The sequence below is a fragment of the Bartonella capreoli genome (assembly GCF_902813205.1).
In the GTDB taxonomy this organism is placed as follows: domain Bacteria; phylum Pseudomonadota; class Alphaproteobacteria; order Rhizobiales; family Rhizobiaceae; genus Bartonella; species Bartonella schoenbuchensis.
The window spans coordinates 280,911-295,340 of the sequence record NZ_CADDZX010000002.1; the positions used below are offsets into that span (position 1 = coordinate 280,911).

The following is a 14,430-nucleotide window of genomic DNA, read 5'->3' on the forward strand; positions in this document are numbered from 1 at the left end:
AGACAGTTAGAATAAGGTCCTGTCGCCGTATCAAATTTCTTTTCGACATAACCAATATCTATAATTTTCGCAAGCCCAGCGTGATTATGTTAATTTACTCTTGACTTTAGAAAAATCTACCTGACTTGATAATATAAAAATAAAAGGAGAGTGATATGATAAATAAAGCTCACACTACGATTGATCAGAGTGAAATTGATCATTTTTCACAAATTGCTTCTGAATGGTGGAATCCCCAAGGCAAATTTCGCCCCCTCCATCAATTCAATCCAACACGCATTTCTTATATTAAAGAAAAAATCTGTTTAGAATTTGATCGTGACCCTATGTCCCTTACGCCTTTTGAAGGTTTGAGGATTCTTGATATTGGTTGTGGGGGCGGCTTATTATGTGAACCAATGGCCCGCCTTGGAGCCACTATTATAGGAGCCGATGCTTCGCAAACCAATATCGAGGTAGCAAAAACCCATGCAATCCAAAGCGGTCTTTCAATTGATTATCGCGCCACCACTGCAGAAACACTTGCAGATGAAGAAGAACAATTTGATGTAATTCTCAACATGGAGATTGTTGAACATGTTGCCGATGTTAATCTCTTCATGTCGGCCACTGCCAAAATGCTCAAACCACAAGGACTTATGTTTGTTGCAACACTTAACCGTACATGGAAAGCTTGGGGGCTAGCAATTGTCGGTGCTGAATATATTCTACGTTGGCTCCCAAAAGGAACTCATGACTATAAAAAATTTCTAAAACCTCAAGAGCTAAAAAAGCTATTATCTCAAAATACTCTATCCGTTATTGATGAGATTGGCATTACTTATAATCCATTAAATGATAGCTGGAATCGCTCAAAAGATATGGACGTTAACTACATGCTTCTTGCAAAACGGTTTGAATAAGCCAACCATAACAGATAACTATTAGGCACTTTTGAGTAAACAGTCGAGTTTACCTTCAGCATCTAAAGCATAAAGATCATCACAACCTCCAACATGATAATCACCTATAAAAATCTGAGGAAATGTATTACGCCCATTCGCTCGTTGTACCATTTGTTGGCGAAGGGAAGTTGATGCATCAATATCTGTATATTTGACGCCCTTTTTATCAAATAAAGCACGCGCTTTTGTACAATAGGGACAACCGGGACGTGTATAAAGTGTTATTTCTTTCATAATATTTCTCCAATGTTTTTTGATATAATCAATCTTTAATCACTTCTCAAGAGTGAGATAAAACAGGAACATCTTTCAATACGCGCGAAAATGTCAGTACATCAACTTGTTGTGCACCTGCATGTTTTAATGTTGCAGCTGCTGCAGTAATTGTCATACCTGTTGTCAAAACATCATCAATCAGCAAAATAGAACGCCCTTTTAAATGCTTTTTAATTTTATGAGGTACCTTAAAAGTGCTTTGCACATTAAGTTTTCTTTCCTTAGCAGATAAACCAACCTGTGGACGAGTATGCCGAGAACGAACAAGCCAGCTAGGTTTAAAAGGTTTTTTCCGTGCTGCTGCAATATAACGGGCAAGTTCAGCAGATTGATTATAACGTCGCCAAAAAAAACGACGAAAATGCAATGGAACAGGTATAATAACATCGCAATCATCAAGAAGTTCACGCCCTGCAAGTACCATCCAATTAGACATAAAACGTGCTAATTCTAGACGATCACTATATTTCAATTGGATTGTCAAAAGTCGCGCTAACCCCTTATGAACAACCACTGAACGAACACGTGAAAAAGGAGGAGAAGCTTGAATTGCTTCACCACTAAGAAAACCTTCTCCCATATCGTAAGCAAAAGGAATCCCCATAACAGGACAATAAGGTTTCGTAATAAATTGAAAATCTTTCCAACAATCAGAACAAACCGTACTATAAGCAGAAACAATTTTCTTACATCCAGGGCAAGTCGGTAGATATAAAATTTTTATTAAGGACTCAATGAATTTACCCAACATATCCCCCTATTTTTAAAAATCTCAAAAGTATCACTTCATCAGTTTATTCTTTCATAGCTTTGTAGCATAAGACATTTTTTTTACGTTTCAAAACCTATAAAATTTGATTTTTTCAAAAATACTCAGTTTTATCAAGCTATTTCATCGTTCCTTTTTCATCATAAGCTTGATATAGCATTGCATCATAATAAACTTATTTAAAACTATATCCCCAAAACAGGAAATGGTAAGCGATATGCCTCATCCTCTTATTTTTGACCATATCCGCATTGAACAATTTCGCAAACGCGCTTTTAAAAAAGCAAAAGAGGGATATGATTTTTTATTATCCTATGTTGCTGAGGATCTTTACAAACGTCTAAAAACTGTTGAGCGTCAATTCACACTAGCTCTAGATTTACATAGCCATACGGGCCTTGCTGTACAAACTTTAAAAAAATCTGGCAAAATTAGCTCTATAGAACGTGTTGAAACTGACATTCTTTACCAAAGTCATGATCAAAAATTTCATTTACGTGACAGAGAATTTCTTGATTTTCCACCACACTATTGTGATCTTATTGTTTCGCTTCTCTCACTACAATTAACCAATGATACCCCTGGTGTTTTAAAACAAATAAAGGACATTCTTAAACCAGATGGCCTATTTCTTGCAGTTATGACTGGAGCTGGAACATTAAGAGAATTGCGAGAAAGTTTGCTTCAAGCTGAACTCGAAATTTATGGAGGAGTTAGCCCAAGAATTTATCCTTTTGCCGATATTCGTGATGTAGGAGCTATTTTACAACGTGTTGGTTTTGCTATGCCCGTAGTGGATGTCGAAAATATCACAATACGTTACAATACAATGTTTGATCTCATGCATGACCTTAAAGCCATGGGGATGCAAAATGCGTTAATTAACCGCTCACAACGCCCTATATCTAAGCGCTTTTTTCTTCGCGCTGCTGAAATCTACGCACAACAATTTAGTGATCCAGATGGTCGCATTCGCGCGCATTTTTCTTTCATATGGTTATCCGGCTGGGCACCTGATCAAAATCAACAAAAACCCTTACGTCCTGGTTCAGCGCAAATATCCCTTGTTGATGTTTTAGAAAAACAATCAAAATAACAATGAAAAAACCGCAAATTTTATAGAAAAATCATTTTTCAAAAATGCTCTTATCCGTTGTGCGTAATATTTGACTTGTCATAGCTCCAGCCAACATTGAACCATTAACGTTAAGAGCTGTACGCCCCATATCAATTAAAGGTTCAACAGAAATAAGTACGGCTACCAAAGCAATAGGGAGCCCCATAATTGGTAAAACAATTAATGCAGCAAAAACAGCACCACCACCAATACCAGCAACTCCAATAGAACTCAAAGTTACTACCCCAACAAGAGTAGTAATCCAGATAGGGTCGAAAGGATTAATACCAACAGATGGTGCTATCATGGTTGCAAGCATAGCTGGATAAAGACCTGCACAACCATTTTGGCCAATCGTTGCACCAAAAGAAGCTGCAAAACTTGCAATTGATTGTGGTACACCAATCCACTGGGTTTGCGCTTCAATATTTAGAGGAATAGTAGCAGTACTTGAACGGCTACTAAAAGCAAATGTCAAAACAGGTACAACTTTTTTGAAAAAACGAAATGGGTTAATGCCTGATACACCAAGCAACACACCATGAATTCCAAACATAAGAATAATACCAACATAAGAAGCAATAATAAAAACTAGTAATTTAAAAATATCAGCAACATTTGAGGTTGCACCAACCTTAGTCATAAGAGCAAAAATACCATAAGGTGTTAACGCAATTACAATACGTACTAACCACATAACCCAAGACTGTATAACTTGAATAAACGAAAGAGCTTTTTCCCCTTTATCTGGATCATCTTTCTTTAAAAGAAGAACAGCAGATCCTAAAAACGCTGAAAAAATAACAACCCTAATAATCGATGTACGTTCAGATCCCATTAAGTCAGCAAATGGATTTTGGGGAATAAATGATAAAATTAATTTTGGTATATTTATTTCTCCAACTTGAAAAGTATTCCCGCCAAGAACAGCAGATATATCCTCCCCCCCATGCACTAAACCATTCGCTGTTAACCCAAAAAAGTTAACTACTAAAATACCAACCAATGCTGAAATACATGTTGTAAAAAGTAATATTGAAATTGTTACTACACTAATTCTGCTAACAGCATAAGAAGAATGCAAATGTGCTACCGCTGAAACGATAGAGATAAACACTAATGGCATAACAATCATTTGCAACAATAATAGATAACCATCTCCAATAATGTTAAACCATTCAACAGATTTTAATAGTGTTGACTCGCCTTCCCCATAAATAAACTGCAAAGCACTTCCAAAAATCAGGCCAACAATAAGACCCAACATAACACGTAACGCAAAACCCCATTTGATTTTTTTACTTTGAGAAAGCAATAATAAAAAAATAATAAATAGAAATAAATTAATAAAAAAATTAAATGTCATTGCTTATGCCTACTATTTTTTGTGCTTTACATTAAAAAATAATATATAATTTAAAATTCACTCGTAATATTAAAAAAATATAGAGCTTACTATATTTTTACAAAATCATTATTTTTATTAGTTATAGGCCAGAAACGAATTTTCACCTATTCATATTCATAGTTATATAAAAATAGAAAATAAATAAGCTGATTTTTACATATCTACAAAATTCTATTTTAAAGAATATAATATTTCTTTCATAAATAATAAGCTCCATGCAATCACTATCGCATCTCAATGAAAAACAATATATAAAAGCCATAAACAGTAATGATGGAGCGATTGATCTTAAAGAGAAATAAGAAAATCCTTGAGGATAATCACAAAACACCTTTTCGGAGGTAGATCTATCTAAAGCCTCCTTTTATCAAAATATTTAATGAACAAAACGTCCATTTTTCAATATTTTCTCCACTCATAAACATATTACAGAAGAAAGTTTTTCAACACCTGTACTAATGGCTTATCAGCATCAGGCATAGAATATTTATCAAGATCGTTAATAAAAATCCATTTTAAATTTTGCCCTTCTCGCCCTTGAGGGATACCCCTATAATGGCGACATATATAAAATGGCATTAATAAATGAAATGTTTCATAACTATGGCTTGCAAATGTTAAAGGCAAAAAGTCATTTTTTTGAACATGAATATCAAGCTCCTCCTTTAATTCACGAATCAATGATTCCTCTGGTGTTTCCCCCTCTTCAACCTTTCCACCAGGAAATTCCCACAAACCACTCATTGATCTTCCTGAAGGTCTCTTTGCAAGTAAAACTCGATTATCTTTATCCAACAATGCACATGCAACGACAAGAAGAAGTGAGCGTTTTATCTGCATTACTTGTCTCCAACAGTAATATAATAACTCTAACCTCTTCTATTATCTCTCCTTAAAGAATTGAAAAAGTCTGAGTGTCTAATAATTAAAAGAGAATGTATATTTAATATCTGAATTTATATTATATCAATTAACTTCTATAGTCGCCATTAATTGCAACATATTCTTTTGTTAAATCGCAAGACCAAACTGTCGCTTTACCACTTCCAAGACCGATATCAACACGAATCGTAATGTATTGGTTTTTCATATAAGTGCTCATCATCTCTTCACTATAATCAGGATCACGCTCTCCATTGACAGCCACACGATGCTCGCCAAACCAGATTGTTAAGAGATCGCGATTTGCTTCAACACCAGCTTTTCCAACTGCCATAACCACCCTCCCCCAATTAGCATCTTCACCCGCAATAGCCGTTTTTACAAGTGGTGAATTTGCAATTGATAGAGCAATGCTTTTAGCGGCGCTATTTGTTGTGGCACCAGTTATGCTAACTTCAATTAAATGACGGGCCCCCTCACCATCACAAACAACCTGTAATGCAAGTTCATGCAAAAGCTCACTCAATTGCTTTGTAAATGCCTTATAACGCGGATCTGATTTACTCGTCAAACAAAGGGAATTGCCTGTTACTTTCCCTGTTGCAAATAACATCAATGTATCGGATGTTGAAGTATCACTATCAACAGTAATAGAATTGAAAGATCCCTGAACCGCCTCTGATAACATAGATTGAAGTATATCAGAAGCAATTGCTGCATCAGTTACTACAAAAGAAAGCATTGTTGCCATATCTGGAGCAATCATACCAGAACCTTTTGCAATTCCATTAATGGTCACAACTTCCCCACCAAAGTCAAATCTGCGTGTTGCAAGCTTTGGAAACGTATCAGTTGTCATAATAGCTTTTGCAGCTTCTAACCAATTTCCTTCTTCTGCTTCAGCAACCATATTGGGCAAAAGATTTAATAAACAAGAGGCATTCATTAATTCGCCAATAACACCAGTAGAGGCCAAAAAAATTTCATTTTCTCTAGCCTTTAAGATACTCGCTGCAGTGTGTACTATTGCATCTGTTGTTTGCTTACCTTTATGTCCTGTAAAAGCATTTGCATTCCCAGAATTAACGACAACACCCCTCGCAACTCCATGAGAAAGCGATGCACGACAATGATCTACAGAAGAAGACGGACATTTAGAACGTGTAAAAACACCTGCCACATTTGCTGGCTCATCAAATACAATCAAGAGAAGATCTGTACGATTTTTATATTTAATCCCAGCTTCCGCCGTTGCCATCCGTACACCGGATAATGGCGGAAGCTCTTGTATTGTTTTGGGAGATAAAGGCGATATCTGTACAGCCATTACGTATTTTCCCGTCAAAATCAATGAAATCCCATGTAATTAAATAATTGCTGAAATTTTTGAAAAAGAAAAAACATCAAATAACCTAGATTGAAAAGATATTATTCCTCTTCTTCATTGGATGTTTCACCTGGAAGGGTTGCATTATTTTCATTAAGTGATTGCATGAGTTTTGCAATATGAGAATCAGGATATTTCACATCTACCTTATTACGCAAATCAGTGATTAATGCATGATAACGATCTTTCATAATCTGTGTACGCAATACCTCTTTAACATCATCAAATGCAGGAGGTTGTTTGGGGCGACGATCTTCCACTTTGATAATATGCCAACCAAATGGGCTTTCAACAGGTTTTTTAGTGTATTCACCAACTTTCAAACTAAATGCGGCATCTTCAAAGGGCTTAACCATTTGACCATAACTAAAATAACCGAGATCACCGCCTACAGAAGCCGAACCATCTGTTGAATCTTTTTTTGCAATCTCTTCAAATTTTTCACCCTTTTTCAAGCGCTTAATAATAGCTTCTGCTGCTTCTTTCGTTTTAACCAAAATATGACGTGCTTTAACCTCATCCTCTTTAGGTAAAGCAGCAACTTCCTTATCATAAAGAGCTTGCAAATCAGCATCTTGAATTTTATCAACAACCATCTGTTTAAAATAAAGTTGCTGAAGAACATTATCACGCATAATTGCCATACGTTTATCGTAAACTTCTGTTTTATCGATACCTTTCTCAATTGCTGCTTTAGCAAGTGCTTGCATATCTAAATAGGCTTTTAAAACTGTTATACGACGCTGTTCATCAGAAAGACGTGCCAAATTAGGATTTATTTCAAGTGCTAGCTCATCCAATTCACCTGCTGTAATACTCTTCCCATTAATAATGGCCATAACATGAGAAGGTGCAATTGGTTTTACTGAGGCTTTCTCCAAAGTATTCAAATCATTTGGTGCAGATTTTACGTGATCTTGAGCCACTACACTCAAACTCGTGCTTACCAATAAAGTTGATGTCACAAAGAGCGTTGTTAATTTGAATTTCATAAATATACTCCCTTAAGAATGAATGTACTTGCAGGCTTCAATTTTTATCATAGCACTTTAATCTCTAACATGATAAATAAATCAGCAATTTTGTTAAAAAAACACAGAATTTATCCTTTTATCTTTTTTTACTCGGATAATATATATCATGACCATAGTGAAAAATACCATATTATACCCTAAATCACGCTATACTCTATAAACTAAATAATATTCCTAAAGTTGACACGATGAATTTAGCCTTTTATCTCTACTATAAAATTTAAATATAAAGAAGTTACCTACTAGAAATATGATAATACTGCCCACATTTTGATTGTATCAAGTGCCTTTAAGAGATACAAAATAGGGACAATATATTTGAATATTGAAGCGACCAAGCGCAATGGTAATAAATAAAAGAAAGGACCAGGAATGGTCAATTTAGGTGTTTTTGTGCGCAAACTTTTTGGTTCGGCTCATGAGCGTCGTATCAAAACTTTTCGCCAAAAAGTTGTACAAATTAATGCGTTGGAAGAACAATTCCAAAAATTAAGTGATACACAGCTTTACCAAAAAACTAGCGAATTTCGTCAAAGATTAACTGAAGGCGCAACTATTGATTCGCTCTTAGTGGAAGCCTTTGCAACTGTCCGTGAAGCAGCAAAACGCGTTTATAACATGCGTCCTTTTGATGTACAGCTCATTGGTGGAATGGTTCTTCATGATCGAGGTATCGCTGAAATGCGTACCGGTGAAGGTAAAACATTAATGGCAACTTTGCCAGTTTACCTCAACGCATTAGAAGGAAAAGGTGTTCATGTTGTTACTGTGAACGATTATCTTGCTAGCCGTGATGCTGAAGCAATGAGCAAAATTTACGGATTTTTGGGTTTAAGCACAGGTGTTATTCTACATGATCTCAATAGCGATGCTCGCCGAGCAGCTTATGCGTGTGACATTACCTATGCGACAAATAATGAATTGGGTTTTGATTATTTACGTGATAATATGACCTTTAGCCCTAACCAAATGGTTCAACGTGGACATCATTATGCAATTATCGATGAAGTTGATTCAATTCTCATAGATGAAGCACGTACTCCTCTTATTATTTCCGGTCCTCTAGAAGATCGCACCGACTTCTATAACCTTATTGACACATTTATTTCTTCTCTAACTCCAGAAGACTACGAAATAGATGAAAAACAAAAAACAACAATTTTTACCGAAATTGGTACTGAAAAAATTGAAAAAATGCTTGAACAAGCCGGGCTTCTTAAAAGTGGAAGTCTCTATGACATAGAAAATGTTGCTACTGTTCACCATATCAACAATGCCTTGAAAGCCCATAAACTATTTATTCAGGATAAAGATTATATTGTTCGTAATGGCGAAATCGTCATTATTGATGAATTTACAGGCCGTATGATGCCAGGGCGGCGTTATTCTGAAGGTTTGCATCAAGCACTAGAAGCCAAAGAACATGTAGCCATTCAACCAGAAAATCAGACATTAGCATCTATTACTTTTCAAAATTATTTCCGTATGTATAAAAAATTGTCCGGTATGACGGGGACTGCTGTAACAGAAGCTGAAGAATTCAATAATATCTATGGCCTTGAAGTTGTTGAAATCCCTACAAATCTTCCGGTGCAACGTCTTGATGAAGATGATGAAATCTATCGAACAGCAGAAGAGAAATATCGTGCCATTGTGCGAGACATTCGTCAAGCACACGAAAAAGGACAACCTATCCTTGTGGGTACTACTTCTATTGAAAAATCAGAACAACTAGCAGAACGCTTACGCAAAGAAGGTATTACCAATTTTAAAGTTTTAAATGCTCGCTATCATGAACAAGAAGCATATATTATCGCGCAAGCTGGTGTTCCTGGAGCATTAACCATCGCAACAAATATGGCAGGCCGTGGTACTGACATACAGCTTGGTGGTAATGTTGAGATGCGAATTCGACAAGAGCTACAGGATATCCCTGAAGGGGCAGAACGAACCGCTAAAATTGAAGAAATTATAAAAGACGTCAAGCAACTTAAAGAAAAAGCATTATCTGCCGGTGGTCTTTATGTTCTTGCTACCGAGCGCCATGAAAGTCGTCGTATTGACAATCAGCTTCGTGGTCGTTCTGGACGTCAGGGTGATCCGGGTCGTTCAAAATTCTTTCTTTCGCTTCAAGACGATCTTATGCGTATCTTTGGTTCCGACCGTATGGATAGCGTGCTGCAAAAACTTGGGTTGAGAGAAGATGAAGCCATTATCCATCCATGGATTAATAAAGCGCTTGAAAAAGCTCAAAAAAAAGTTGAAGCACGAAACTTCGAAATCCGTAAAAATCTGTTAAAATATGACGATGTGATGAATGATCAACGCAAAGTTATTTTTGAGCAGCGCATGGAAATTATGAATGCAGAAAATTTGACGGAAACAATTAGTGAAATGCGACATGAGGTGGTTGATAATTTGGTAGAAGCCTACATCCCATCTGGAACATATTCTGAAAAATGGGATACGAAAGCTCTGCAAAAAGAGCTGCATCAGCTTTTTAATCTTGAACTACCAGTGGAAGAATGGGCAAAAGAAGATGGAGTTGCTGAAAAACAAATTTTTGAACGCGTATTAGAAGCCGTTACCAAACTTGAAAATGAGCGCACTGAGCAATATCGTCCAGAAATTATGGCCTATTTTCATAAAGCTATATTACTTGAAACAATTGACACATTATGGCGTGAACATTTGGTTAATTTAGATCATTTACGTTCTATTATTGGTTTTCGTGGATATGCCCAACGAGATCCTCTCAATGAATATAAAACAGAAGCATTTGAACTCTTTCAAACCATGCTCAGAAATCTACGTAGAAATGCTATTTCTAAACTCATGCGTTTTGAAGTTATTCAACAACCTACAGAACCAACAGCACCTGTGCAAACCTGTATTGACCAGTCTGCTCCTGATAATCAAAATGAAAAAAATGATACTTTCTTGTGGGCTCGAACACAAGAAAATAGGTTTGTTGATCCAACTGAACGTAACCCCAATGATCCAACCACATGGGGAAAAATTGGACGCAATGAGCTTTGTCCTTGCGGTTCAGAAAAAAAATATAAACATTGTCATGGCTCCTTCACATAGAAGTAGACAGTTAAGATGGACAAAAAACAAAACTATGAACAAGTATTGCGAGCTGCAGGTTTAAGGATAACACGCCAAAGGCGTATTATTCTCGATATTTTAACCGATACAGATGACCACCCTAATGCATTTGAAATTTTTCAGCGTGCAAACAAAATAGATTCTAGTATTTCACTATCGACTGTTTATCGCACAATGAAAACATTAGAAGAAAATGGAACAATTCATCGCCACGCTTTCAGTGGTGGACCATCTCGTTTTGAACAAGCAAATGGCCAACACCATGACCATCTTATTGATGTGGAAACAGGACACATTATCGAATTTCAGTCTGATATTATTGAAAAATTGCAAGAAGAGATTGCCCATTCTCTTGGCTACAATATAATTCACCATCGTCTTGAGCTTTATGGGAAAAAACGTAATTCTTAAATTGGTGATTTTATGTGCCTTATTTAGAAATTGCCCACGCAAAATAAGTTTTACACAAATTCGCTTTAGAATTTTACAGTTTTCATAGTTAAAAACGTTTTTTTGCTTGATCAAGCCTTTACCATATGATGATTATACGAACTATTAATATTATAACAAATTAGGCTAATATTGCCCATGGTTTCTTTGCCACAAAACCGTATAAAGCAAATTGAAAAGCGCTTTGAAATAATTGAAAGCCAAATGGCCGGAAGCCCAAATGCTGAAACTTATATAAAATTAGCTTCTGAATATGCAGAATTACAGTTAATCGTTACTCCTATACGCACATTAAATGCTCTCTACAAAGAAATAGAAGAGCTCAAAAACATCATTAGTGATAAGCAAACAGATGTGGAAATGCGTAATCTTGCTCAAGAAGAACTGTCATTATTATGTCAAAAAATTGAGCAACTTGAGCGGGAACTCCAAATTCTTCTTCTACCCAAAGATATTGCTGATGAAAAAAGCGCCATTATTGAAATTCGAGCAGGAACAGGTGGATCAGAAGCAGCGCTTTTTGCTGGTGACCTTTTTCGCATGTATGAACGTTATGCCAATACTCATAACTGGAAAGTTGAAATCATTTCATTAAGTGATGGAGATGTTGGTGGGTATAAAGAAATTGTTGCTACTGTTTCTGGCAAAGGTGTATTTTCTAAACTTAAGTTTGAATCAGGTGTTCACCGTGTACAACGAATCCCTGAAACAGAAGCTGGTGGACGTATTCATACATCAGCTGCCACCGTTGCAGTACTCCCAGAAGCAGAAGAAATTGACATTGCAATTCATCCAGAAGATATTCGTATTGATACAATGCGTGCTTCTGGTGCAGGTGGGCAGCATGTAAATACAACGGATTCAGCTGTACGTATCACCCATATTCCAACAGGAATTATGGTTGTACAAGCAGAAAAATCACAACACCAAAATCGAACACGTGCACTCCAAATTTTACGCGCGCGTTTATTTGATATTGAACGACAAAAAGCAGAAAATGAGCGTTCAGAATCTCGTAAAACTCAAATTGGCTCTGGTGATCGATCGGAACGTATTCGTACCTACAATTTCCCACAAGGACGTGTGACTGACCATCGTATTAATCTTACTTTGTATAAGCTTGATCGTGTCATGGAGGGAGATCTTGATGAACTTATTCATGCACTTATTTCCAATCATCAGACAGGACTCCTTACTGAAATGGATGATAACAAGTGAGTGATCATTCTCTCAACAGTACCATCCGGAGAACCCAAGAAAAGTTACAATATCAAGGAATTCCTGAAGCCAATCTTGATGCAAAGCTACTTGTTGAGTGGGTAACAGGCACAACCCCTACTGATCGAATTCTGCAACCAAATATGCGTCTGTCTTCTAAACAGATCGCACAATTAGAAAAAATCATACAGCGCCGTATTGCTGGAGAGCCCACCCATCGTATTATTGGAAAACGAGATTTTTATGGTATATCACTTACTTTATCTCAAGATACATTAGAACCACGCCCCGATACAGAAACACTTGTTGATCTCGTTTTGCCAATTCTTAAAAAACAGGTAGAAAAAACAGGGAAAGCAACTTTTCTTGATATGGGCACAGGAAGTGGTGCCATTGCTATTGCTATTCTCAAACAAATTACTCAAACTTATGCAATAGCTGTTGACATTTCTGAAGATGCCTTAAAAACAGCTACAAAAAATGCAAAGCATGCAGACATTGCGCAACGTTTTACACCTTTGCTTAGTGATTGGTTTACTTCTGTCACAGGCCAATTTGATCTTATTGTTTCCAATCCACCCTATATTCTAGAAAAAGATGTTCAAAACCTTGTAAAAGAAGTGCGTCTGCATGATCCGCTACGTGCTTTAGTTGGTGGAAAAGATGGCCTTGATTTTTATCGAAAACTCGCACATGAATCAGCAAACTACCTAAAAGAAAAAGCTTATGTTGCTGTTGAAATCGGATATTCTCAGCAAAAAGAAGTCTGCGATTTGTTTAAAAAAAACGGTTTCGAATATTTAAAAATGCGCAAAGATTTAAATGGCATACCTCGCGCACTTCTTTTTTCACTTAATGCTTAAAATTCCCAGTCGTCATCTGTGGTTGCAACTGCTTTACCAATAACATAAGAAGAACCTGAGCCTGAAAAGAAATCATGATTTTCATCGGAATTTGGCGATAAAGCTGCCAAAATAGCAGGGTTAACTCGACAAACTTCAGGTGGGAAAAGAGGCTCAAAACCCAAATTCATTAATGCCTTATTCGCATTATAATGAATAAAAACTTTAACATCTTCTGTTAATCCGATAGCGTCATAAAGATCTTCAGTGTATTTACATTCAATACTGTAAAGATCAAACAGCATATTAAAAGCAAAGTCTTTTATTTCTTGCTTTTTAGCTTCATCAAGTTTAGCAAACCCTAATTGAAATTTATAACCAACATAATAACCATGAACCGCCTCATCACGGATAATAAGCCGGATTAAATCAGCTGTATTAGTCAGCTTAGCACGACTTGACCAATACATAGGTAAATAAAAACCAGAATAAAATAAAAAGCTTTCAAGCAAAGTCGAGGCAATTTTTTTCTTTAATGGATCACTTGCTTCATAACGTTCAAGCACTAATGTTGCTTTTTTCTGTAAATTAGCATTTTCTTCTGACCATCTGAAAGCATCATCGACTTCTGCTGTTGAACATAAGGTTGAAAAAATAGAAGAATAAGAACGTGCATGAACCGCTTCCATAAATGCAATATTTGTCAAAACAGCTTCCTCATGTTCTGTTATTGCATCAGCCATAAGTGAAATGGCTCCTACAGTATTTTGAACTGTATCAAGCAAAGTCAGACCCGTGAAAACACGAATTGTCAGCTTGCGCTCTTCCTCTGTTAAACTTGCCCATGAAGGAATGTCATTGGAAAGTGGTACTTTTTCAGGCAACCAAAAATTTCCAGTTAAACGATTCCAAACTTCAAGATCTTTTTCATCATGCAACTTATTCCAATTTACAGCGCAAATAACAGGATTTTTAGTTGAAATTCGTGTCAT

At 36.3% G+C, this 14,430-nt stretch carries 13 protein-coding genes; 6 read left to right on the top strand and 7 right to left on the bottom strand.

All coding sequences use genetic code 11. The features are described from left to right. The first annotated feature begins 155 nt into the window (after positions 1-155). Entirely contained in the window at positions 156-902 is a 747-nt protein-coding gene (gene ubiG / locus J7R05_RS03190) for a bifunctional 2-polyprenyl-6-hydroxyphenol methylase/3-demethylubiquinol 3-O-methyltransferase UbiG (RefSeq protein WP_208541161.1), read from the top strand. Between the two features lie 21 nt (positions 903-923). Here ubiG and grxC read toward each other — a convergent pair whose 3' ends face one another. Further along, entirely contained in the window at positions 924-1,178 is a 255-nt protein-coding gene (grxC, locus tag J7R05_RS03195) for a glutaredoxin 3 (RefSeq protein ID WP_010703447.1), read from the bottom strand. Positions 1,179-1,224: 46 nt separating this feature from the next. Next, a complete protein-coding gene (locus J7R05_RS03200; RefSeq protein WP_208541162.1) occupies positions 1,225-1,971 on the bottom strand; it encodes a ComF family protein in 747 nt (248 codons plus the stop codon). A 235-nt stretch (positions 1,972-2,206) separates the two neighbouring features. Between J7R05_RS03200 and J7R05_RS03205 the strand changes: the two genes are divergently transcribed. Beyond that, positions 2,207-3,085, top strand: a complete 879-nt coding sequence (locus tag J7R05_RS03205) for a methyltransferase domain-containing protein (RefSeq protein WP_208541213.1) — start codon at positions 2,207-2,209, stop codon at positions 3,083-3,085. Between the two features lie 31 nt (positions 3,086-3,116). On the opposite strand, the gene J7R05_RS03210 is transcribed toward J7R05_RS03205, so the two are convergent. From J7R05_RS03210 to J7R05_RS03225, 4 genes are all read right to left on the bottom strand, one after another. Then, the gene (locus J7R05_RS03210; protein ID WP_208541163.1) at positions 3,117-4,472 is read right to left on the bottom strand and encodes an L-cystine transporter; all 1,356 of its coding nucleotides are present in this window, start codon (positions 4,470-4,472) and stop codon (positions 3,117-3,119) included. A 468-nt stretch (positions 4,473-4,940) separates the two neighbouring features. Then, positions 4,941-5,354 (bottom strand): 8-oxo-dGTP diphosphatase MutT, encoded by a 414-nt coding sequence (gene mutT, locus J7R05_RS03215; RefSeq protein WP_208541164.1) that lies wholly within the window; start codon positions 5,352-5,354, stop codon positions 4,941-4,943. A 130-nt stretch (positions 5,355-5,484) separates the two neighbouring features. Beyond that, a complete protein-coding gene (argJ, locus tag J7R05_RS03220; RefSeq protein WP_208541165.1) occupies positions 5,485-6,723 on the bottom strand; it encodes a bifunctional glutamate N-acetyltransferase/amino-acid acetyltransferase ArgJ in 1,239 nt (412 codons plus the stop codon). 101 nt (positions 6,724-6,824) lie between these two features. Beyond that, positions 6,825-7,775 carry a peptidylprolyl isomerase gene (locus J7R05_RS03225; protein WP_208541166.1) on the bottom strand — a complete coding sequence of 317 codons (951 nt, stop codon included), beginning with the start codon at positions 7,773-7,775 and terminating at the stop codon, positions 6,825-6,827. A 414-nt stretch (positions 7,776-8,189) separates the two neighbouring features. Between J7R05_RS03225 and secA the strand changes: the two genes are divergently transcribed. The 4 genes from secA to prmC all read left to right on the top strand — a co-directional run bounded on the left by secA (position 8,190) and on the right by prmC (position 13,459). Then, positions 8,190-10,907, top strand: a complete 2,718-nt coding sequence (secA, locus tag J7R05_RS03230; RefSeq protein ID WP_208541167.1) for a preprotein translocase subunit SecA — start codon at positions 8,190-8,192, stop codon at positions 10,905-10,907. Positions 10,908-10,922: 15 nt separating this feature from the next. Then, positions 10,923-11,339, top strand: coding sequence for a Fur family transcriptional regulator (locus J7R05_RS03235; protein ID WP_010703440.1), 417 nt, complete (start codon positions 10,923-10,925; stop codon positions 11,337-11,339). A 177-nt stretch (positions 11,340-11,516) separates the two neighbouring features. Then, positions 11,517-12,596, top strand: coding sequence for a peptide chain release factor 1 (prfA, locus tag J7R05_RS03240; protein WP_078689478.1), 1,080 nt, complete (start codon positions 11,517-11,519; stop codon positions 12,594-12,596). Beyond that, positions 12,593-13,459 (top strand): peptide chain release factor N(5)-glutamine methyltransferase, encoded by an 867-nt coding sequence (gene prmC / locus J7R05_RS03245; RefSeq protein ID WP_208541168.1) that lies wholly within the window; start codon positions 12,593-12,595, stop codon positions 13,457-13,459. Before prfA ends, prmC begins: the two co-directional genes overlap by 4 nt. Here prmC and nrdF read toward each other — a convergent pair. Continuing rightward, complete coding sequence (gene nrdF, locus J7R05_RS03250) at positions 13,456-14,430, bottom strand: class 1b ribonucleoside-diphosphate reductase subunit beta (protein WP_010703437.1); 975 nt, start codon at positions 14,428-14,430, stop codon at positions 13,456-13,458. The two genes, prmC and nrdF, sit on opposite strands and share 4 nt — an antisense overlap.

Excerpts from the sequence above, each read along its gene's own strand:
- ubiG (WP_208541161.1), top strand. The coding sequence starts at position 156 with ATGATAAATAAAGCTCACACTACGATTGATCAGAGTGAAATTGATCAT.
- grxC (WP_010703447.1), bottom strand. The coding sequence starts at position 1,178 with ATGAAAGAAATAACACTTTATACACGTCCCGGTTGTCCCTATTGTACA.
- J7R05_RS03200 (WP_208541162.1), bottom strand. The coding sequence starts at position 1,971 with ATGTTGGGTAAATTCATTGAGTCCTTAATAAAAATTTTATATCTACCG.
- J7R05_RS03205 (WP_208541213.1), top strand. The coding sequence starts at position 2,207 with ATGCCTCATCCTCTTATTTTTGACCATATCCGCATTGAACAATTTCGC.
- J7R05_RS03210 (WP_208541163.1), bottom strand. The coding sequence starts at position 4,472 with ATGACATTTAATTTTTTTATTAATTTATTTCTATTTATTATTTTTTTA.
- mutT (WP_208541164.1), bottom strand. The coding sequence starts at position 5,354 with ATGCAGATAAAACGCTCACTTCTTCTTGTCGTTGCATGTGCATTGTTG.
- argJ (WP_208541165.1), bottom strand. The coding sequence starts at position 6,723 with ATGGCTGTACAGATATCGCCTTTATCTCCCAAAACAATACAAGAGCTT.
- J7R05_RS03225 (WP_208541166.1), bottom strand. The coding sequence starts at position 7,775 with ATGAAATTCAAATTAACAACGCTCTTTGTGACATCAACTTTATTGGTA.
- secA (WP_208541167.1), top strand. The coding sequence starts at position 8,190 with ATGGTCAATTTAGGTGTTTTTGTGCGCAAACTTTTTGGTTCGGCTCAT.
- J7R05_RS03235 (WP_010703440.1), top strand. The coding sequence starts at position 10,923 with ATGGACAAAAAACAAAACTATGAACAAGTATTGCGAGCTGCAGGTTTA.
- prfA (WP_078689478.1), top strand. The coding sequence starts at position 11,517 with ATGGTTTCTTTGCCACAAAACCGTATAAAGCAAATTGAAAAGCGCTTT.
- nrdF (WP_010703437.1), bottom strand. The coding sequence starts at position 14,430 with ATGACACGAATTTCAACTAAAAATCCTGTTATTTGCGCTGTAAATTGG.